This is a genomic window from Novosphingobium sp. BAM6, assembly GCF_057784955.1.
In genome coordinates, this window is sequence record NZ_JBYNTR010000001.1 from 958,911 (window position 1) to 980,403 (window position 21,493).

Annotated in this window: 16 protein-coding genes; 10 read left to right on the plus strand and 6 right to left on the minus strand. The window is 63.8% G+C overall.

Going from position 1 to position 21,493, the window contains the following annotated elements; translation table 11 throughout:
* Window positions 1–79: 79 nt before the first annotated feature.
* Window positions 80–1,264, plus strand: coding sequence for a pyridoxal phosphate-dependent aminotransferase (locus tag AC3EC3_RS04555; protein ID WP_488488460.1), 1,185 nt, complete (start codon window positions 80–82; stop codon window positions 1,262–1,264).
* Between the two features lie 103 nt (window positions 1,265–1,367).
* Here AC3EC3_RS04555 and AC3EC3_RS04560 read toward each other — a convergent pair whose 3' ends face one another.
* Window positions 1,368–1,628: a hypothetical protein gene (locus tag AC3EC3_RS04560; protein WP_488488461.1), complete on the minus strand. Its 261-nt coding sequence runs from the start codon at window positions 1,626–1,628 to the stop codon at window positions 1,368–1,370.
* Here AC3EC3_RS04560 and AC3EC3_RS04565 point away from each other — a divergent pair.
* Window positions 1,618–3,966 (plus strand): TonB-dependent receptor plug domain-containing protein, encoded by a 2,349-nt coding sequence (locus tag AC3EC3_RS04565; protein ID WP_488488462.1) that lies wholly within the window; start codon window positions 1,618–1,620, stop codon window positions 3,964–3,966. The two genes, AC3EC3_RS04560 and AC3EC3_RS04565, sit on opposite strands and share 11 nt — an antisense overlap.
* Window positions 3,967–4,011: 45 nt before the next feature.
* Window positions 4,012–5,799, plus strand: coding sequence for a gamma-glutamyltransferase family protein (locus AC3EC3_RS04570; protein WP_488488463.1), 1,788 nt, complete (start codon window positions 4,012–4,014; stop codon window positions 5,797–5,799).
* 168 nt (window positions 5,800–5,967) lie between these two features.
* On the opposite strand, the gene AC3EC3_RS04575 is transcribed toward AC3EC3_RS04570, so the two are convergent.
* Both AC3EC3_RS04575 and AC3EC3_RS04580 read right to left on the minus strand, forming a co-directional pair.
* Window positions 5,968–6,879: a FecR family protein gene (locus tag AC3EC3_RS04575; RefSeq protein ID WP_488488464.1), complete on the minus strand. Its 912-nt coding sequence runs from the start codon at window positions 6,877–6,879 to the stop codon at window positions 5,968–5,970.
* A 28-nt stretch (window positions 6,880–6,907) separates the two neighbouring features.
* A complete protein-coding gene (locus AC3EC3_RS04580; protein ID WP_488488465.1) occupies window positions 6,908–7,504 on the minus strand; it encodes an RNA polymerase sigma factor in 597 nt (198 codons plus the stop codon).
* 327 nt (window positions 7,505–7,831) lie between these two features.
* On the opposite strand from AC3EC3_RS04580, the gene AC3EC3_RS04585 reads away from it, so the two are divergent.
* The 6 genes from AC3EC3_RS04585 (at window position 7,832) to AC3EC3_RS04610 (ending at window position 15,508) form a co-directional block, all read left to right on the plus strand.
* On the plus strand, window positions 7,832–10,456 hold the full coding sequence (locus AC3EC3_RS04585; protein WP_488488466.1) for a TonB-dependent receptor: 2,625 nt from the start codon (window positions 7,832–7,834) through the stop codon (window positions 10,454–10,456).
* A 69-nt stretch (window positions 10,457–10,525) separates the two neighbouring features.
* Entirely contained in the window at window positions 10,526–11,353 is an 828-nt protein-coding gene (locus AC3EC3_RS04590; protein ID WP_488489198.1) for a sulfite exporter TauE/SafE family protein, read from the plus strand.
* A 117-nt stretch (window positions 11,354–11,470) separates the two neighbouring features.
* A complete protein-coding gene (locus AC3EC3_RS04595) occupies window positions 11,471–12,622 on the plus strand; it encodes a pyridoxal phosphate-dependent aminotransferase (protein WP_488488467.1) in 1,152 nt (383 codons plus the stop codon).
* A gap of 53 nt (window positions 12,623–12,675) precedes the next feature.
* Window positions 12,676–13,932 (plus strand): dipeptidase, encoded by a 1,257-nt coding sequence (locus tag AC3EC3_RS04600; RefSeq protein ID WP_488488468.1) that lies wholly within the window; start codon window positions 12,676–12,678, stop codon window positions 13,930–13,932.
* A 132-nt stretch (window positions 13,933–14,064) separates the two neighbouring features.
* On the plus strand, window positions 14,065–14,655 hold the full coding sequence (locus tag AC3EC3_RS04605) for a TetR/AcrR family transcriptional regulator (protein ID WP_488488469.1): 591 nt from the start codon (window positions 14,065–14,067) through the stop codon (window positions 14,653–14,655).
* Between the two features lie 112 nt (window positions 14,656–14,767).
* Window positions 14,768–15,508, plus strand: coding sequence for a siderophore-interacting protein (locus AC3EC3_RS04610; RefSeq protein ID WP_488488470.1), 741 nt, complete (start codon window positions 14,768–14,770; stop codon window positions 15,506–15,508).
* An 84-nt stretch (window positions 15,509–15,592) separates the two neighbouring features.
* Here AC3EC3_RS04610 and AC3EC3_RS04615 read toward each other — a convergent pair whose 3' ends face one another.
* Genes AC3EC3_RS04615 through AC3EC3_RS04625 form a run of 3 tightly spaced genes read right to left on the minus strand, consistent with a single transcriptional unit; the run spans window position 15,593 to window position 19,904 of the window.
* Window positions 15,593–17,143, minus strand: coding sequence for an efflux transporter outer membrane subunit (locus AC3EC3_RS04615; RefSeq protein ID WP_488488471.1), 1,551 nt, complete (start codon window positions 17,141–17,143; stop codon window positions 15,593–15,595).
* Complete coding sequence (locus AC3EC3_RS04620) at window positions 17,143–18,681, minus strand: MDR family MFS transporter (RefSeq protein ID WP_488488472.1); 1,539 nt, start codon at window positions 18,679–18,681, stop codon at window positions 17,143–17,145. Before AC3EC3_RS04620 ends, AC3EC3_RS04615 begins: the two co-directional genes overlap by 1 nt.
* Before the next feature lie 50 nt (window positions 18,682–18,731).
* Complete coding sequence (locus AC3EC3_RS04625) at window positions 18,732–19,904, minus strand: HlyD family secretion protein (protein WP_488488473.1); 1,173 nt, start codon at window positions 19,902–19,904, stop codon at window positions 18,732–18,734.
* A gap of 435 nt (window positions 19,905–20,339) precedes the next feature.
* Here AC3EC3_RS04625 and AC3EC3_RS04630 point away from each other — a divergent pair, with 435 nt between their 5' ends.
* Window positions 20,340–21,488 (plus strand): diguanylate cyclase, encoded by a 1,149-nt coding sequence (locus tag AC3EC3_RS04630; RefSeq protein WP_488488474.1) that lies wholly within the window; start codon window positions 20,340–20,342, stop codon window positions 21,486–21,488.
* Window positions 21,489–21,493: the final 5 nt, after the last annotated feature.

A 21,493-nucleotide genomic window follows, 5' to 3' on the forward strand; every position in this document is an offset into this window, starting at 1 on the left:
GACTGCACTGCCATTCTCCAAATTCGCCGCGCCGTCACGCTCTGACCGCAGGCAAGACATTCGACAGGGAGTTCCATCAATGACCGACCTCGAGACCGAACTGGCCGAAACCATCGCGCCCGAAATCCGCGATGATCTGATGGGCCGCGGCTACTCGCGCCGTCACCTTGGCCGTATTGCTGCGCTTCTCGGCGGCGGTGTTGCTCTCGCGGGCACCGCAGGGACCGCATTTGCTCAGCAGTCGGCCAAGGCCGTAGTCGGCGCCGTGCGTATCGGCTCGAACGAATGCTGGACCGGGCCCCTGCCCGCCGGCATCGCCGCGGGCCAGAAGCTGGTCACAGAAGGCAATCGCTACGAGCCCGATGACGAGCACGAAAAGCTTTTTGCCGCCGTTGCGCAGGTCGAAGGCATTCCTGTCGAGCGCGTGACGGCATGGCCCGGTTCGAGCGATCCGCTCAACCGCGTCGCCGTGACCTTCGCTTCGCCGACGCGCGGTATCGTGACTGCCGACCCGACCTACGAGCAGATCTGGCGCACCGGCGCATGGCTCGGCGTGAAGGTCACCAAGGCACCGCTGACTGCCGACTATCGCCATGACGTGAAGGCCATGCTGGCCGCCGATCCGAATGCCGGGCTCTATTACGTCTGCTCGCCCAACAATCCGACCGGCACGCTGACGCCGATCGAGGACATCGTCTGGCTTGCCGAAAACAAGCCCAAGGATGCCATTCTCGTTGTCGACGAGGCCTACATCCACTTCTCCGGCACGCAGAACGCCGCCAAGCTCGCAGCCACGCGCGACGATGTGATGGTCATGCGTACCTTCTCCAAGCTGTTCGGCATGGCGGGTATGCGTCTTGGTCTGACGATCGCATCGAAGCAGATCCACGACAAGATGATGCGCTACGACGGCATGCAGGTCACGAACATGCTGCCGATGACCGCCGTTGCCTGTGGCACAGCCTCGCTGCCGCTCGCCGATCAGATCGCGGCACGACGCGGCCAGATGATCGCCGCGCGCGAAAAGACCATCGCCCACATCAAGAGCCGTGGTCTCAACGTCCTGCCCGGCAGCCACGCGAACATGTTCATGGTCGAATGGAAGGGCAAGACGCCCAAGGAAATGCAGGCCGCATTCCTCGCGCACAATGTGCAGATCGGCCGTTCGTGGAGCGCATATCCGCAAATGTCGCGCGTCACTGTCGGGTCTGCCGAGGACATGCAGAAGTTCTGCCTTGCCCTCGACAAGATCCTGATGGCCTGACGCATGTGATTACGCCGCATCGCCCGGCAATCGGGCGATGCGGCAGCATCAATGCATGGTATTCGCTCAACGCATACGATCGTTGCGCAAGCCAGCCTTCTCCTCATCCAAAAAATTCTGCTGGACCATGGCGGGTGTTCATCTGCCATTCGTTTTCCCGGTCAGTAACCCAACCGTCAACCGCGTCGACCGCACAAGCGGAGACCGGCAGAACAGTCGCGTGGCGGATAGGGAACTGACGGTTTCGGGGTCGGCGCAACCGATGCCGGAAGCCGATCCGGGAGAGAAACGAAGCAAGGTTCAGGAATTTGCGGCGGGCGTCCGGATCGGCCCTGTCGCGCGAGGAGAATAGAATGACGTTCAAGAACGCTCTGGTGCTGGCAGCCACTTCCGGCTTTGCCATGGCCCAGGCTCAGGTGGTTCATGCGCAAACTGCGCCCGCAGCCACCGACGCTGGAGACGAAATCGTCGTCACCGGCACCCGTACCGTGGGCCGCTCGAAGCTCGACAGCGCCTCGCCGGTCGATGTGATCACCGCCAACGACCTCAAGCAGCAGGGCACCACCGAACTCGCGACCGCACTCGCGAACTCCGTGCCCTCGATCGATTTCCCGCGTCCGTCCGCGACCGACGGCACCGATGCGATCCGCCCCGCCACCCTGCGCGGCATGGGCCCGGACCAGACGCTCGTGCTCATCAACGGCGTGCGTGCGCACACCTCGGCCTCGCTCAACGTCAACGGTTCGGTGGGCCGTGGCTCGGCCGCGACCGATCTCAACACCATTCCTTCGACCGCGCTGCAGTCGATCGAAGTCCTGCGTGACGGCGCCTCGGCGCAGTACGGCTCGGATGCGATCGCCGGTGTCGTCAACCTGCGCCTGCGCGAAGCCGATCATGGCGGCGGCGCGACTGTTACCTACGGGATGTACGACACCGACGTCGATACCGCGCGCGACAGCCGCCACGTCAACGGCGAAGGCACGATCACGGCAGCCGGCTGGCAGGGCATGAAGCTCGGCAATGACGGCTTCCTGACGGTTTCGGGCGAATACACCCACCGCAACCCCACGAGCCGTGGCGACGTCGATCCGCGTCTGGCCGATCCGATCGTGGACAATCGTTTCGGCGATCCGGAATCGACCAGCTACACCGGCTACGTCAATGCAGCCAAGCCGCTGGGTGACGTGTGGACGCTCTATGCCTTCGGTGGCTATCAGTACCGCAATTCGTCGTCGGCTGCTTTCCCGCGTCTGGCGACCGCTGCTGCCACTTACGGCCTTGCTGACCTGTATCCCGACGGCTTCCTGCCGATGATCAACACGCACTCCAAGGATCTTACGGCCACCGCAGGTCTTCGTGGTGAGGTCGCCGGCTGGAAAACCGACGTCAACGTCAGCTACGGGCGCAATCGGATCGACTACTGGACGCGTGACTCGGCTAATTACACCTACGGCGCTTCTACGCAGACCGATTTCTACGATGGAGCATCGACCTACGACCAGTTGGTAGCGGGCGTGGACTTCTCGAAGGAGTTCAATGTCTTCAAGTCGCTGAACGTGGCATGGGGAGTCGAAGGTCGCCGCGAGAGCTATCAGGTTCAGGCGGGCGAATATGCGTCCTACGGTTACGGCACCGAATACCCGAATGCGACGCCGGGCGCGCAGGGCTTCCCGGGCTTCTCGCCTTCAAACGAAGTGAACCAGCATCGCCAGAACGGTTCGATCTACCTCGATCTGGAATCGCAGATCACCGACAAGCTGTTCGTTGGTCTTGCCGGTCGCGGGGAAGACTATTCGGACTTCGGCACGACCGGCACCGGCAAGCTGACGGCTCGCTACGACTTCACGCCCTCGTTCGCGATCCGTGGCACCGCTTCGACCGGCTTCCGCGCACCCAGCCTGATCCAGCAATACTACACCTCGATCACTTCAGTTATTCAGGACGGTGGCCAGATCAACACCGGCACGTATCCTTCGACCTCCGCCATCGCGGAATCGCTCGGCGGCAAGGCGCTCGAGCCCGAGAAGTCGACCAACCTCTCGGCTGGTTTCGTCTTCCGCACCGGCGGCTTCTCGCTGACCGTTGACGGCTATCGGATCCACGTCCGCAACCAGATCGGTCTGTCGGAGAACATCCCCGTCACCGGCATCACCGGCGTCTCTGCAGCGCGCTTCTTCATCAATGGGCTGGCCACGACCACGCAGGGCATCGATGCCGTCGCGCACTACAAGTGGAACACCGACAAGGTCGGCAGCTTCGACTTCACGCTGGCGGGCAATGTCAACCAGATCAAGGTCACCAAGGTGCCCACGAGCACTCTGTCGACCCTGTTCGCGCGCAGCCGCATCCTGACTATGGAATCGGGTACGCCGGGCGAGAAGGTGACGGGCACCGTCGTGTGGACCGGCGGCCAGCTGGGCGCCACGGCACGCGTGACCTACTACGGCAACGTGCTGCAGCCGGGTACGACTGCCGCGAACGATCTCAACACCGGCAAGCGCGCGATCACCGATCTGGAGCTTCGCTACCAGCCCAAGGATCAGCCGTTCAACCTCGCCATCGGCGCGAACAACCTCTTGGATGTCTATCCCAAGAAGGTTCCCGCCGCGCTGAATACAACCGGCGTTACCGGTTTCCCGTACTACTCGCCGTTCGGGTATAACGGACGTTACCTTTACGTGCGTGCCAGCCTGAACTGGTAAGCACCACTTGGGCCATGCATCGCCCCCTAATCCCTTAAGCGATGCATGGCCCCCTTCCCTGTTTTCTTATATTCCCAAGGCTTTCGCGGAGATCTCCACTTGCGCGCCTTTCTTTTGTCCGCCGGTTCCCTCGCCTCAGTTCTCGCTCTGGCCCTGTCCTCTTTGGCGCCTGCCGGGGCAGAGGCCCCCGTCGCGTCGCCAAGCGAAACGGCCAAGTCCGTCCAGTCCGGTTTCGCGCGCCATGCCATGGTCGCGGCCGCCAATCCGTTGGCCACCGAGGCAGGTGTTGCCGTCCTCAAGCGTGGCGGCACCGCAATCGACGCAGCCGTCGCGATCCAGACCGTTCTGGGACTTGTCGAGCCGCAGAGTTCCGGCCTCGGCGGCGGCTCGTTCATGGTCTACTACGACGCCAGGACCCACAAGGTGACGGCTTACGATGGCCGCGAATTCGCGCCCGCCGGGGCCACCAACCGCCTGTTCGTCGACGATCGGGGCAAGCCCATTCCCTTCTACGATGCCGTGCTCGGCGGGATTTCGACCGGCGTGCCGGGCGCTATCGCCATGCTCGATCAGGCGCATCGCGACCACGGCAAGCTGCCCTGGGCCAGCCTGTTCGATCAGGGCGAAAAGCTCGCGTCCGATGGCTTCGAGGTCAGCCCACGCCTTGCCAAGATGATCGCCTCGAAGGCACCGCAGGCCAAGGCGCCCGATGCCGTGCGCTACTTCACAAAGGCTGACGGCGAACGCTATGTCGCGGGCGACGTTCTGAAAAATCCCGCTTATGCGCATACCCTCGGCCTGATCGCCAAGTTCGGCGCCTCCGGCCTGCTGACCGGCCCTGTCGCGCAGGACATCGTTGCGCGACTGCACGAAGGCCCGCGTCCCAGCACGATGACGCTTGCCGATCTTGCTGCCTATCGCCCGACTGTAAAACCCGCGCTGTGCGAGCCTTTCCTCGGCTACGTGGTCTGCACGCCGCAGGCGCCTTCAGGCGGTCCGGGGCTGCAAATGGCGCTGGGAATCCTTGGCCACACCGACATTGCCAAGCGTAACGCGAGCGACGAAAAAGCGTGGTTCGAATTCGCGCAGGCAAGCCGCCTCGCCTATGCCGACCGTGATCGCTACGTTGGTGATCCCGCTTTCGTGAAGGTGCCTCTCGCCGGACTGCTTGCGCCCGAATATCTCGCCAAGCGCGCCGCACTGGTCGGTGAAAAGGCGGGACCGGTGACCTTCGGCCAGCCTGAAGGCGCGCCGGATTATGCCGCAGACAAGACTCTGGAGCCGGGCGGAACCAGCCACTTTATCGTGGTAGATCAGTACGGTAACGTCCTGTCGATGACGACGACGGTGGAATCGATCTTCGGTTCCGGACGTATGGTCGATGGGTTCTTCCTGAATAACCAGCTGACGGACAGTTCGTTCTCACCGACGGATCCCGATGGTGTTCCGGCGGCCAACGCGCCTGCCCCCGGCAAGCGTCCACGCTCCAGCATGGCGCCTGCTATCGTATTGAAGAACGGTCGTTTCTATGCTGCTGCCGGTTCGCCGGGCGGTAGCGCGATCCAGGCCTACAACCTCAAGGCCCTTGTCGCGATTCTGGGCTGGAAGATGAGCCCGCAGGATGCCGTGGCGCTGCCCAACCTTGTTGCCAAGGGGGATAAGTTCAATGCCGATCCGTTCCCGGCGGACATCATGAAAGGCCTTGCCGACCGCGACATGCCGCTCGACACCGCGCGCGGAGAGGAGTCCGGCATTCAGGCTATCATCGTGAAAAACGGCGGTTATCTGGGCGGTGCCGATCCGCGTCGCGAAGGCCGCGCCCGCGGTTTCTGATCTGGTCCCCTGCCGGCGGCGCGCCTCGCCAGCGTTCCGCCGGTAAACCGGGCTAAAACCGGCAGAGATGGGGTCAAGACCGGGTAGAGACGGGGCACAACCCGGCACAGACCAAAAAAAGGGGGCCTGAGCGCCCCCTTTTTCATATCCGTCATCGAAACGTTCGGATCAGGTGCCGATCTGGACCGATCCATCCGCCTCCCGCGTAACACTCACACCGAAGCCAGATTGCAGGGCATCGAGAAACACATCGGATTCGTTGAGTCCGAAACGGCCACCGATACGCATCTGTGCGACGGCCGGATCGCTGACCCGGAGCGGCTTTGCGCGGTAGCGATTGAACTGGGCTGCGGCCTCACCGATCGTCAGGCCATCGAACACCAGCATGCGGTCCTGCCACGAAGTGCGCTGCGCGATTTCCAGCGAGGTCAGCTTCGCAGGCACGATGGCCGCGCCATCGACGATCCGCGCGCCGCTGCCCGCAGCAACCTGTGCATAGCGACTGGCATCGCGAACCGAGACGACGCCTTCTGTCACAGTCAGATCCACTCGGTCGGGCTGGCGTCGCAGGGTGAAGCTGGTGCCAATGGCACGGGTAATCGAATCCCCGGTCTCGACTTCGAAAGGCCGGTCGGGATCGTGCGCCACGTCGAAGGTGCCTTCCCCACGTAGCAGGCGCAGGAACCGACGGTCGCGGGTAAAGGCGACTTCGACCGCGGAATCGGTGTTGAGATGCAGCGTGCTGCCATCGTCGAGCTGGAGCGTGCGGACTTCCCCGAAACGCGTTTCGATCTGCTCCCCGCGCGGCGCGAAAAGGTGTCGCGCAGGCCAGGCGCCCAGCAAGGCTGCCACGGCTACACCGCTGAGGATGACACCACGGCGCGACGAGCGGCCGGGGCGCACGTCCGAATCGGTAACGGGAAAATCATCCGGCTCGACCAGATCAGTCGGCAGATCGCGACGACGTGCCGCCTCATCGAACCGGGCGCCGAGGGCTTTCAGCCGCTCGGCATCCTGCCACGCACTTTCTGCTTGAGCGTAAGCTACGGCATGGAACGGATTTTCATCGACCCAGGCCATGATTTCGGCCCGTTCGTCATCGTCCGCATCAGGATACCGAACTGCGTGCCGTGCAGCCGTCTCCTCGATCTCCGCTCGTTCCGTTCTCCCCGGAACCTGTTGGTTCACCGCCGAATTCCTCGCGTTGCCTGCGCGCCTGCATAATGAGTGCAAGTGCCTTGGCCAAATGTTTCTCTACGGTAGAAACGGATAAACCCATCACTTCCGCTATTTCCGCCACCGATTTTTCCTGAACCCGGCGCATATGGAACGCGCGGCGTGCCTGGATCGGCAACTCGGGCAGGAAATTGTGCAGCCATCGCAGTTCCGAGCGCGCCTGCAACTGCCCTTCGAGACTGGTGTCCGCCTGCAGCAGTTCGGCATCGGCAATCTGCTCGAATGAAACCACCTTGTTGCGCCGCGCTTCATCGATCACGAGATTGCGGGCGATATTGTAAAGATAGGCGCGGCCGTGGATCACACGTTCCCATTCGACCACGGTCCAGGCTCGGCACAGCACTTCGGCGACCATGTCGTCCGCGTCCTGCCCCGCCGTCACGATCCGCACGAGGCGCGAGCGCAGCGCGGCCTGATGCGGCAGGATGACAGACTTGTACCAGTCCAGCTTGGCGCGTGTATCGCCCAATCGAAACCCCCTGCGACCCCGGCACAGTTACCCGTGCGCGGTTGAAACCATAAAGAAGCGCCTCTCCACGCAAATGTACGGATTTGTTATATCCTGCCCTGTGCATTCCATTGCACCACGCATACGCACGCCTGTCCAGCAAATTTGCGACATAAAATTGTCGCATGGACATTGTTCCTGCCGCAGTGCAAAAAAATCGAGCGAACCAATGGCGGTTTCGTGACGGCGGTCCGTTCTGGATGGGCAAGGGACGACGACGGCCAAAGGGGGGTCGGGTTGCGAGGTACAGGACGATACTGGCTCCTGTTGCCATTCGCGCCGCTGCTCATGGCCGAGGCACCCGACGCCGCGCAACAGGCGCACGTTCACCCGTACCGGATCGAGGCCCAGCCCATGGCGCAAGCGCTCACCCGATTTTCGGAGCAATCGAACTTGCGCATCCTGTTCCCGTTCGAGGGCGTTCAGGCGATGCGATCGCGCCCGGTCAAGGGACGCCTCGACGATCGCCAGGCGCTCGAACGCCTGATCGCCGGAACCGCGCTGCGGATCGCCAGCATGCGCGACAATGTGGTGGTGCTCAGCCTGCCGCGCAGTGCCAGCGCAGTTGCCGTAGGCGCGGCACCCGGCGATACCGACAATCTTCCTGTAAGTCCGAGGCATGGTCTTTCCCGGCCAATCACTGCGCTGGGCGGCCCTGCCCCCGGCGAGCAGATCGTCGTCACCGGCAAGCGGATTTCCGACAGCAGCGAGGCGGTAGGCAGCGGACACACCACGCAGACCGTTGGCGTGACCCGCAAGGCCCTGCTTTCCGCGCCGCCGGGGATTTCCGGCCTGAAGATGCTGGAGTACCTGCCCGGCTTTAATGTCCAGACCGACGGTCCGCTCGGCCTCTACGAGTTCGGCAATTCGGTTCAGGTGCGCGCCTTCAATCTCGACGAGATAGGTTTCGTGCTCGACGGTATCCCGATGGGCCGTTCCGACGCTTTCGGGGGCAGTCCGATCTTCCGTTATGTCGATAACGAGAACCTTGCGGGCGTAGAGGCCTCGCCGGGCGCCTCGGATGTTACCCAGCCGAGCTATTCCTCGCTGGGGCCGATGATCCGTTATTCGACGATTGCGCCGCAGGACGCGCCGGGCCTGTTCGCGGCGCAGTCGCTCGGCTCGGACGCGCTGCGCCGCACGTTCCTGCGCGCCTCCACCGGCAAGGTCGGGCCTTTCTCGGCCTATATCAGCCGGACCCGGCTCGACAGCGATCTGTGGCGCGGTGCCGGATCAATCGATCGTACCCATTGGGAAGGCCAGCTTCACGCCCGGATCGATGCTCATTCATGGCTGCGGCTGAAGTTCGTCGCCAACGACTTCGACGATACCGACAGTCCTTCGCTCACCAAGGCGCAGTACGACAGCACGACGCCCGATCTCGGCGGTAAGACCGGGCGCGATCGGGGCTATGTCGGCACGGTGCTCAACCTGCCCGAGACCGTGGTGGGTGTGCCTTATTCCAATCCCGACTATACCTACTACGCAGGCCTTGCGAAGAACGCGCGCAGCGATCGCCTTTATGGCGCGACGCTGCATCTCGAACCCGCATCCGGCAGCACGCTGGAGCTGACTACGTACCGCGAGAACAAGGCCGGCCATGGCGTTTCGCCCGACAGTTATGCCAACTCGCTGATCTATTATACGGAGCAGGCAGAAGCCGGGCTCGCCGTCACCGCGCCGCGCGGTGTCCAGTACGGTTATTCGGGGCTTACCGGGCATCGCCAGGGCGCAGTGCTCAGCGCCTCGCAGGAAATCGGCGACCACAGGATCGATGCCGGAGCCTGGATCGAGAGCGACCGCTATCACCGCACGCAGTACCGGCTCAATCTGGAGGATGGCGCTCCGGACGGTGCTGTGCTCGCCGATGAAGTCGTCTATTATCGCCGCAATTACCGCTCGCATCGTGACACGCTTCAATACTGGCTGCGCGATCGCTGGACGCCGGGTCAGGGACGGCTGACCATCGAGGCGGGCATCAAGGGGCTCGACATGCGCTATGGCCTGACCGGCTATCGCGATTTCGATGATTATGCCCATGCGGACGGGACGCCGGGGTGGGGACCGCAGAGCGGCAAGGCGCACTGGTCCGATGGCTTCCTGCCAAGCCTTGGCGCGCTGTACCGCCTTGATGGCGAGCGCACACAGGTCTTTGCCAGCTACGCACAGAACATGGCGATGCCCAAGGGCATGGATACGATCGCCTCTACCGCGTTCGCTTCGACATCCGCCTTTGCCCCGACACCCAAGGCCGAGCGTGCGCAAAATTTCGAGGTCGGCATCCGGACCAAGCAGCCGCGTTTCTATGCCGTGGCGACGCTCTACCACACCTACTTCAGCAACCTCATCAGTGCGCTCAGCGTAACCGCGCCCGGCGATGCGAGTGAGGTGGAAACCTACTACGTCAACGTCGGCGCGGTAGAAGCGCACGGGGCCGAAGCCTCGGCCACGGTCAAGCCCGCGTTCCTGGGCGATAAGGCCTACTTCACCGGCACGCTGACCTATTCCGATGCCACGTTCCTGGACGACCTGCCTGCAACTACCGTCTCTGCGGCGACGGCGATCCGGGGCAATCGTCTGCCCGACAGCGCGCGCTGGATCGTCTCGGGCAGCGCCACGGTGGAACCCACGCGCTGGTCGCTGCTCGGCGTGAGTGCCCGCTACACCGGCAGGCGCTTTGCCGACTATGCCAACACGCAATCGGTAGGCGGCCAGCTGGTCGTCGATGCCTATGCCGAACTGGCGGCATCCCGCAGGCTCGGCCCGCTCAAGGACATGCGCCTGCGCCTCAACGTCGACAATGTGTTCGACCGCGATGCGCTGTCCTTCATCAATCCTACCGTGTCCGGCGAGGCCACCTATCGGCCGATGTCTCCGCGCACGGTGCAACTGACGCTTTCAGGGGAGTTCTGATCCAATGCCTGTGACGAAGTCGGTATCCTGTGTTTTCGATGCACTCCCTGTCAGGAGTGCGCAGGCATGATGGAGCTTGTTTCCCAGTGGGGCATGCCTGTGCTGATGCTACTGGCGGCAGGTGTAGCAGCCGGTTTCGTGGCAGGCCTGTTCGGTATCGGCGGCGGCTTCGTGGTCGTCCCCGTGCTGTTCGTGATGCTGCCGCTGTTAGGCGCGGCGAAGTCCGAAATCGCGCATGTCGCGATCGGCACCTCGCTCGCGACGATCATCATTTCCGCGATTCGCGCCACCCATGCACAGGCCAAGCGCGGCGCGGTCGATTTCGAAATGCTCAAGACCTGGGCACCGTGGATCGTGATCGGTGACGGCGTGGGCGTGATGCTCGCCTCGCGCGTGTCGAGCAACGGCCTGGCGATGATCTTCGGTGTCGGCGTCGCTCTGATGGCGATCCATTTCCTCCACCCGGTGCTGCGCGAGAAGCGCGTATCCGATACACTACCGGTGGGCTATGCCCGCGTCGGCATCGCCGGTGGCCTTGGCGCCTTCTCCTCGCTGCTTGGCATCGGCGGCGGTACCATCGCGATCATCGTGCAGACCCTGTGCGGCCGCGACATCCACCGCTCGATCGCGACGGCTTCGGGCATCGGCGTCATCATCGCCATTCCCGGCACCATCGGCTTCATGATCATCGGCCTTGGTTCGCAAGGGCTGCCGGTGGGCTCGATCGGCTATATCAACCTGCTGTCGGTCGTAGCGATCTCGGCGACGTCGATCATCTCGGCGCCCTGGGGCGTGGCCGCAGCACACAAGATCCCCAAGCACATCCTGACGCCGGTCTTCGGGCTCTACCTGCTCTTCGTCGCCTTCACGATGATCCGCCACGGGCTCGGCTACTGATCGCCTGACCGTTCCCCCCGCACTGCCGCCCCCCCCAGCCCGGCGGCAGGGCAAAGTCCGGTCCGGCGGCGTTCATGCCCGCCGGACCGGCATTGCATAAGAGGCCAGACACCCGACATGCCCCCCTTCTCCCTTTCCCGGCGCTCCTTGCTCGGCACAGCCGGAGCAGGCGGTGCACTGGCCCTGACCGGCACGAATCCGGCGCTTGCTGCGGCAGCGGAGCAAGGCACGGCAGCTTATGGTGTCGATGTCGCCGATGTGTTCGGGCCGCCGCCGGGTGTCGCCCAGCTCAGCCGGAACGAGAACCCCTTCGGCCCTGCCCCATCCGCGTTGCAGGCGGTCGCACGCTATTCGGCGCAAGGTGCCTATTACGCCGATCGTGCAGTGCGCAAGCTGATCGCGATGATAGCTGAGCGCCACGGCCTCGAATCCGATCGCGTGGTGCTCTCCTCCGGTTCGACCGAAGTACTCAAGTGCGTCGCGCTGGGACTCGGCCGCAAGGGGACCATCCTGTGCCCCGAACTGTTCTGGGACACTACCGTCCACTATGCCGAGGCCAAGGGCGTCAAGGTGAAGCGTGTTCCGCTTGCCAGCGACATGAGCATCGATCTTGCCGCGATGAAGGCTGCGATCACCCCCGACGTCAGCCTGATCCATATCTGCAATCCCAACAATCCGACCGGCATGTCGCTCGACGGCGAGGCCCTGCGCGCCTTCATCCGCAGCGTCGACCCGCGCGTCACCGTGCTGGTGGACGAGGCTTACATGGAACTGACCGCCCGGCCCGACTACACGACGGTCGTGCCGCTGCTGAAGGAGCGCGCCAATCTGGTGATCTGCCGCACGTTCTCGAAGATCTACGGCATGGCGGGCCTGCGTCTGGGCTATGCGATGACTTCGCCCGACATCGCCGAAACGCTGCGCGGCTATCTGATGAGTTTCGGCGGCAATCTGGCGGGCCTCGCTGCCGGGATCGCCTCATACCACGACGAGCCGTTCCTCAAGGCCTCGAAGGCTTTCATCCTGGAATCGCGCGCCTCGATCATGGAGGTAGTGAAGTCCTGCGGCCTTGCCACCTGCGCGTCGGACACGAACTTCGTATACGTGAAAGTGCCCGATGCAGATGCGCTCTACCAGAAGATGGTCGAGGCGCAGGTCGATATCCGACCAGCCTATGGCAAATGGACCCAGTGGTCGCGCGTCAGCACCGGCCGGGCCGAGGACATCGCTCGCTATGCCGCCGTGCTGCGCGCTTACGTCGGGGCCTGAGCGGCCATTTGGAAATTCGCGGAATGCGAATATTTGAACAGGGGAAAATCGAGATGCTGCAGATCCACCGCTTTCTGCTGGCGAGCGCCGCGCTGATGGCGCCGCTCGCCATGACGCACGCGGATGCCGCCAGCGATCCGCTGCCCGCGATAACCCCGCAGGTTCTGGCTATCCAGAAGCAGATGATTACGCTCGACACCCATCTCGACAGTTCGGCCTCGCTCGACCTGCCGGGCTGGTCGGTGATGGACCGCCATGACGTGCATACCGACTTCACGCAAGTCGATCTGCCGCGCATGAAGGAGGGCGAACTCGATGGCGGCTTCTGGGCGATCTACACGCCGCAGGGGCCGCTGGACGAGGCGAATTATCACCGCGTGCGCGATTTCGCGGTGATGCGCGGGCTCTCGATCCGGCTGATGGTCGCCGCCCACCCCGACCAGTTCGAACTGGCGACCAAAGCATCCGACGCCGCGCGAATCCATGCCGAGGGCAAGCGCATCGTCTTCATGAGCATCGAGAACGCCTATCCGCTGGGCGAAGATCCTTCGCTTATCACGCTGTTCTACAAGATGGGCGTGCGCGAGACCGGCTTCGCGCATTTCCGCAACAACCAGTACGCCGACAGCTCCACGGATCCGAACGGCCCCAAGTGGCATGGCCTCAGCCCGCTGGGCATGAAGCTGCTGGCCGAGGCGAACCGGCTGGGGATCATCGTCGATGCCTCGCACTCCAGCGACGATGTGTTCGACCAGTTGATCAAGTATTCGACGACACCGGTGGTGCTCTCGCACTCGGGCTGCCGCGCGGTGTTCGATCATCCGCGTAACATCGACGATGCGCGGCTGAAGGCGCTGGCGGCCAAGGGCGGCGTCATTCAGATCAACAGCTACGGCGGCTATATCCACACCGCCAAGGCCAACCCTGCGCGTCAGGCAGCGATGAAACAGCTCTTCGCGATGATGCGCGAGGACAAGGACATGACCCCGGCCGAGCGCGAGGCCTTCCTTGCCAAGCGCCGCGAGATCGACGCGAAGTTCCCTGATACCGATCCGCCGACCTTCGACGAGTTCATGGCGCATCTGCTCCATGCCCTGAAAGTCGTCGGCCCCGATCACGTCGGCATCGGGATGGACTGGGACGGCGGGGGCGGGGTCAAGGGTCTGGAAGATTCCAGCAAGCTGCCCCGCATCACCGCCGCGCTGCTCAAGGCAGGGTATTCGAAGGCGGATATCGCCAAGATTTGGGGCGGCAATATCCTGCGTGTGATGAAACAGGTGGAAGCGGCGGCGCAGCCTGCACCGGCCTGATCGGGATTGCGAGTTGATCGCAATGCCCTGCGGATAACACCGACGACAGGCTTGGCTTTGGCACGCCCCACACTACTCTGATACCGGTTACGACAAATATTATGTCGCGTCTTTTCAAACGAGAGAATGCCGGTGCCCAGACTGACCCGTAGTGAAAGCCAGGCCATCACCCGCGTCAAGCTGCTGCAGGCGGCGCGCGAACTGTTTCGGCGCGACGGCTATGCGATCACCTCGGTGGATCGCATCGCCGCCCATGCCGGGTACAGCAAAGGTGCGGTCTACTCCAACTTTCCGACCAAGGATGCGATCTTTCTCGAAGTGCTGGAAGGGATCGGCACGGATGGGATGGAAGCGCTGATGTCCTCGCTCAAGGCCGATCCTTCGCGCGAGGAGGTGATCGCCACACTGTGCAATTGGGCGAATTACTGCTCGGGGTCCGGAAGCTGGGTGCTGACTATCCTCGAACATGTCCGCAGCACGACGCCGGACTCGCCCGCGCTCGTCCGCCAGCGCGACATTCTGACCGCCAACTGGCGCCAGCTTGCCGGATGGCTGAAGCAGCGCTTTCCCGCAATCGACCTGCCCGAACTGACGCTCGGCGCGCTGCTGTTCGAGATCGCCTATGCTCCGGCGCTGACCTTCGTGAAGGAGCCGACCACAGGTGAACTCATGCGTGTCGTACTGGAGGGCATTCTGCCCGCAGATGCAGAGGCTATAATTTGAGAATAGGTCTCATTAGTTTATCTGAGATATATCTTTAGGCTTGAAATCGGTCATACCCGGCAGTATCTGCGTGTTCGACACAAGCACTCGGAAAAACAGCAGGAAGACAGGCATGACCCATACGCTCGAACGCGTCCGCCACGAACTCAAGCGCCGCGCGGCCACCGTCCGCTCGGTCGAGCAGGTCACGCCTGCCATGGTCCGCATCACGCTGGAAGGCGAAGACCTTGCCGATTTCGTCAGCCTCGGCGCCGACGATCACATCAAGGTCTTCGTCCCCGGATCGGGCGAGATGCGGGACTATACCCCGCGCCGCTACGACAATGCCGACCGCTCGCTGGTCATCGACTTTGCCATGCATGGTGGACAGGAGCATGCTGGCCCTGCCACTGCCTGGGCGCGCGATGCCAAGGCGGGTGACGAAATCCGCATCGGGGGGCCCAAGGGCTCGATGGTCGTCTCGCCGACCTTCGACTGGTATCTGCTGATCGGCGACGAGACCGCCCTCCCCGCCATCGGCCGCCGCCTTGAGGAACTGCCCGCAGGCGCCAAGGTCATCACTGTCGCCGCCGTCACCGGCCCCGAGGAAGAGCAGGCTTTCACCACCGCTGCCGATCACACCGCGATCTGGATTCACCGTCCCGAAAGCGCCAACGACGATCCCGCCCCGGTAATGGCCGTGCTCGAAACGCTGAGCGTTCCCGAAGGCGACGGCTTCGTGTGGATCGGCACCGAGGCCCGCGTGATGCGCGCCGCCAAGGCTCATGTCATCGAGACGATGAAGCACAACACCAGCTGGCTCAAGGCCGCCGGTTACTGGATCAAGGGGCAGGCTGACTCCAGCGAGAAGTGACCGCTTTTCGCAAGCGATAACCCACACGAAAAAGGGCGCGGACCGCACGGACCGCGCCCTTTTTCGTGTGCAGAGAATACACCGTCACTTCGCGGGCGGCGTGTCCCCCTGCGGCGTTTCTGGCGTTTGGGCCGGATCGCTCCAGCCAAGGCCCAGCGCCTTCTGCACCGCGATATAGTCGATCGTCAGCTGCGCGCGCGTCTGCGCCACGCTGATCTGCGCGGAGAGCTGCTGGCGTTCGATGTCGAGCTGGTCGATCAGCGTGCTGGTGCCCGCCCGATAGCGCTGTCCATTGAGCGAGGCGGCATTGTCCGCGCTTTGTTCCGAGCGGACGAGACCCGCCAGCTGGCGACGGGTCGAACCGAACCGGGCAAGGCTGTCCTCGGCATCCTGCAAGGCTTCGAGCACCTTCTGGCGATACTGCGCAGTGGCCTGATCGCGCTGGGCTTCCGACTGGCGGATCGCTGCCGCGTTGCGCCCGAAGTCGAGGAACGACCAGTTGATCATCGGCGCCAGCAGCGTGACGAGATTGTCGGGATCAACCACGTCGCCGGGCTTGGTCCCACCCATGCCGAGGATGCCGAAAAAGCTGACGCCGGGCAGCGCCTTGGCCTTGTTCACGCCGATCTGCGCGGTACTCGCTGCCAGTGCCCGCTCGGCCGAGCGGATATCGGGGCGATGAGCGATCAGCGCGGCAGGATCGCCGATCGGCACCGAGGCGGGCGGCAGCGGCACGGGGGCCTCGGTCGCAAGCGTCGCATCGAGGGCGCCGGGCACGCGACCCGTCAGAACCGCTAGCGCATCCTTGTACATCGCGATCTGCGCATCGAGCGGCACGATCTGCGCGTTGGTGTTCTCCAGTTGCACCTGCAGACGCTCGACATCGAGCTTCGAGGCCGTACCGGCGGTATAGCGCTGTTTCGTCAGGTCCAGCGACTGTGCCTGTAACCGGGCGGAATCGCGGTTGAGCTTCGCGCGGTTCTCGACATCGCGCAGGTTCACATAAGTCTGCGCGACCTGTGCGGTCAGCGAAACCTGCGCGTCGGCAAGGTCTGCATAGCGCTCCTCCACCGTCGCGCGCGCAGCTTCCACGCCGCGCCGCTTGCCGCCGAACAGGTCCGGTTCCCAGGATGCCGTGGCGCCGACATTGTAGAAATCCACCGCGCCCTGATCACTGCCCGAACTCTCGCTGCCCGAACTTCCGCTTCCCGATCCCGAGCTGTCGTCCGACGAATTGCCCAACAGTGAACTGGCGCTGTTGGGCAGGATCGCGTGAAGGTACGAGCCGCTGGCGCTGACGCTGGGCAGCAGGTTGGCCTTGCCCTGATCGAGCTTGCCGCGCGCCTCGGCAATCCGCGCCTGCGCCAGATCGATCGAGGGGCTGTTCTTCAGCGCATCGTCGACCAGCGCGTTCAGCGTCGGATCGTTCAGCGTCTCCCACCAGCGGGCAAGGCCCGGCGCGGTGGAGATCGCCGGATCGTCGGCGCGCACGAAGGTGCCCCGCGCGGCCGCGTCCGAGGCGACCTTGGGCGGCCCGGCATAGTTCGGGCCGACCGTGCAGCCCGAGGCGAGCAGCGTGCCTGCCAGAAGTGTCCCGGCCATCAGCGGTGCGGAGAGAGGAGAAGTTTTACGCATCAGTGCATCGCCGCCTTGGGGGCGTCCTTGGCCAGAGGTCTCAACAGCAGGATCAGCGGCATGACGCCCATCGTCACGGCGCTCATCGCGAAGAAAATATCGTTGTAGGTCATCGTCAGCGCCTGCTGCTGGATCTGGTTGCCGATCATGCGGATCGCGCCCATGTCGCCGCCATAGCTTTGCGAGAGGGTGTGAACGTAGTCCTGCACGGCGGTCGTGTTGGCGTTCAGCGTCTCTTCCAGACGGCGCGAGTGGAACCACATGCGGTCCTGCTGGAGGATCGAGATGCCTGCCAGCACGAAGCTGCCGCCAAGGTTGCGCGCGGCGTTGAACAGGCCCGAGGCATCGCCTGCATCCTCCGGGGGGACCGACTGCACGCAGGCCTGGCTGAGGAACAGCATGCCCAGGATCGTGCCGACCCCGCGCATCAGCTGCGAATCGATGAAATCGCCGCCGACCGAGTCGATGGTGAGGTTCGTCTCCATCCACGCCGAAAGCGCCAGCGTCGCCATGCCGAATCCCACCGCGAGGCGGATGTCGATCACCCGCACGAGGCGCGGCAGGAACGGCATCAGCATGATCGAGGGAATGCCCGAAAGCATCACGATCTGGCCCGATTGCAGCGCATTGTAGTCGGCAATGGAAGAGAGGAACTGCGGGATCGCGTAAGACGTGCCGTAAAGCACCATGCCCAGCGCCATCGCCATGATGATGATCGAAGCGAACTGCCGGTTGAGCAGCAGCCGCAGCTTGATGACCGGACGGTTGGCGAACCATTGGCCCAGAAACAGCAGGATGAACCCGAAGACCGATATACCTGCCATCCAGCGGATCATCTCGGAGGAAAACCACTCCTCGCGCGCGCCTTCCTCAAGGAACACCGTCAGCCCGCCCATGCCGAGGGTCAGCCCGGCGATGCCCAGCCAGTCCGCCTCGCCGATCAGGTGCAGGTTGCTCTTCTGAGCCGGGAGACCGATCAGCAGCAGGGTGATGAGCACGGCGGAGACCGGCACATTGAGGAAGAAGGCATAGTGCCACGAGATGTTCTCGGTCAGCCAGCCGCCCACCACCGGGCCGACGATCGGCCCGAGAATGGCGACGACGCCGAACACCGAGGTGCCGATCGGCTGCTGATGGCGCGGCAGGCGCTGGGCGATGATCGTCTGCGCGGTCGGGATCAGCGCGCCTCCGGTTATGCCTTGCCCCACGCGCCCGACGATCATCATCCCCAGCGTCGTCGAGATGCCGCACATCACCGAGAACAGCGTGAAGATCGTCGTTGCGATCAGCAGGAAGGTGCGCAGGCCGAGCAGGCGCTCCAGCCAGGCGGAGAGCGGGATGATGACGATCTCGGCGACGAGATAGGCGGTGGAAACCCACGCCCCTTCCGTGCCGCTGGCGCCGATAGCGCCCTGGATCTCGGGCAGCGAGGAGTTGACGATCGAGATGTCGAGCGTCGCCATCAGCGCGCCCAGCGTGCCTGCGATCACCGCCAGCCACGCGGTCAGGTCGGCGTTCTGCGGCTTGGCAGCGGGCATGCTACGCCTGCCTCCCCCACCCTTGCCGTTGATTGCGGCGCTGGCCACGCTCAGTGCTTCCCGTCCTCGAACTGCTTCTGCTGCTGGCGGATGCGGTCGAGATCGCCCTTGGCGCCGCGCGTATCCACCGTCACCGTCACCGAGAGGCCCGGAACCAACAGCCTGGCGGCAGAAGGCGTCGCATCGATGGCGATGCGCACCGGCACGCGCTGGACGATCTTGGTGAAGTTGCCGGTCGCGTTCTGCGGCGGCAGGATCGAGAACTGCGCCCCTGTGCCCGGCGAAACGCTCTCGACATGGCCGTCCACCTCAAGACCGTCGAGCGCGTCGACCGAGATCTTCGCGGGCTGGCCGGGGCGCATCAGGGCCAGCTGCGTTTCCTTGAAGTTCGCCACGATATAGAGCTGGTGGACCGGCACCACCGACATCAGGCGCGTGCCGGGCTGGACGTACTGCCCCACCTGCACCGTACGATCGCCCACCCGGCCATCGAACGGCGCGGTCAGCAGCGTGGCGTCGAGGTTCACCTTCACCGAGGCAAGCTGGGCCTTGCCGGCATCGGCCTGCGCGTCGGCCTGCTTGATCTGCGCCTGCAACGAGGCGATCCGGCGCTTCTGCGCTTCCAGTGCCGCGCTCTGCTGGCGGACCTGATCGGCGGACTGCGCGGCGGCGAGCTTCAACTGCGCCAGCTGCTGGCGGGTTTCGGCACCGCTGGCGACGAGCGGCGTGTAGCGCGCCACTTCGCCGGCATCGTGTGCGGCCTGACTGCGGGCGGCAGCCAGCTGGGCCCCGGCCTGCGCGATCGCCGCATCCTGCTCGCGGATCGAAGCCTTGACATTCTCCACGCTGGCATCGGCCTGCGCGATCGAGGCCTGCGCCTGCGCGGCCTGCGCCTGATAATCGCGTGCGTCGATCCGGGCGAGTGGCTGGCCCTTCTTCACGTCCTGGTTATCTGCCACCAGCAGCTGCGAGACATAGCCGTTGACGCGCGGCGAGATCGCCACGCCATCGGCATCGATCTGCGCATCGTTGGTGGAAGCCATGTACTGGCCATAGGTCTGGTAGCGGATGAACCACACCAGCGCGGCGATCACGGCCACCACCAGCAGCGCCAGAAGGATCACCTTGGCACGGCCGCTCATCCGCCTTTTGGGCGCAGCGGGCTGGTCAGCGGATTCGTTCTGCTGCGGTTCGTTGTCCATCGACTGGGTTTCGTCTGTCATGACGGCTGGAAATCGTCCCTGTTGTTACCGCGCGGAAGGCAGCCTTGGCATATGCTGGACGACGTAAGTCGCATCTCCCGCCAAAGTTGCATTTGTCTCCTGCAATCCCATCCAGAGTAGCGCGCTATTGCATTGCAGCAACAGGTAATTCGCCGGAGCACGTTGGATCTGGAGGCCCGCATGCTCCCGTAGATCGGGTTCATGACGGTAATGTGCCAGAAAACCGCTATTTACGTGCATTTCCAACGAACCCGAATACTCGCTCGCATCCGGATACCGGTCTGTTCTACAAAAGGAGCGACGCCAGCGATTATTAACGCTGCGTCAAGGATATTGCCCTAGCAGGAATCCATAGGGGACGGAGCGGGACAGTTGATCAGTAACAGACAGCCGGACAGCGGGGCGAACAGGAGGCGCAAGTGGCCCTCCCGTCGCATGATGGTCTTCATCACTGCCATCCTGACCATGGGTATTCTGTTACTGGGCTCTTCCGTCATGGCCTGGCAGGCGCATCGCCGTCAGGTGCAGCTGACCGGGATGTACGATGACACCCTGAGCGTGCTGTCGGCCAACAATCATGTGCGGATCGGTGCGCTCAACGCGCTGCGGGGCGAGCGCGGTTATCTGCTCACCAATGACGAGGGCTATCTTGAGCCCTACACGCGTGGTCGCGAAGAGATGCTCAAAGCGCTCGACAAGCTCGATGCGCTATCCACCGAAACCCCGGAACAGCGCAGTATCGTCGCGGCCCTGCGCCAACAGACAGCCGCCTATCTCGGTCACATCGATACTGTGGACATGCTCAACCGGGCCGGGCAGCACGAGGCCGCCATGGCCGAAGTCATGACCGGCCATTCGCGTGTTGCCATCGAGGGGATGGACCGCCTGCTCGATGCGATCTCGAAGCGGGAACGGGCCCGGCTCGACGATTTCTGCACCCGCTCGCAGCAGGCCTATACCCTCACCATCGTCTTCGCCGGGTTCGTTGCCCTGGCGGGTTTCGGATTGCTGATCATGGCCGCGATCAGCCTCTTTGCCCTCAACCGCTCGCTCGAACGCGAAAAGAGCTATCGTCGCGAATTGCAGAAGCTGGCCTTGACCGACGAACTGACCGGCCTCGCCAACCGCCGCGCATTTCTGACCGAACTCGATCGGGCGGCAGCCTCCGCCCGGCGTTCGGGCGCACCGCTGGCCGTGGCGATCTTCGATATCGACCACTTCAAGCGCATCAACGACGAGCATGGACACCTGTGCGGTGACGAGGCCCTGCGCGAGGTCGCGCGTCGAGCCACAGATTGCATGCGGGGCGGCGATCTTGTCGCCCGCATCGGCGGTGAGGAATTCGCGGTATTGCTTCCCGCTACCTCGACCGAGGCTGCGTTGGTCGCCTGCGAAAGGCTCCGAAAGGCCATGACCGAGCATCCGGTGCCGCTCGGCAACGGCACGCAAGTGCGCCTGACGATCAGCACCGGCCTTGCCGAGATGCGCGCCGAAGATACCGCCGAGCAGACCATCGCGCGGGCCGATACCGCGCTCTATGCCGCGAAGCAGGCCGGTCGCGACATGGTTCGCCGCGCCGCCTGAACAGG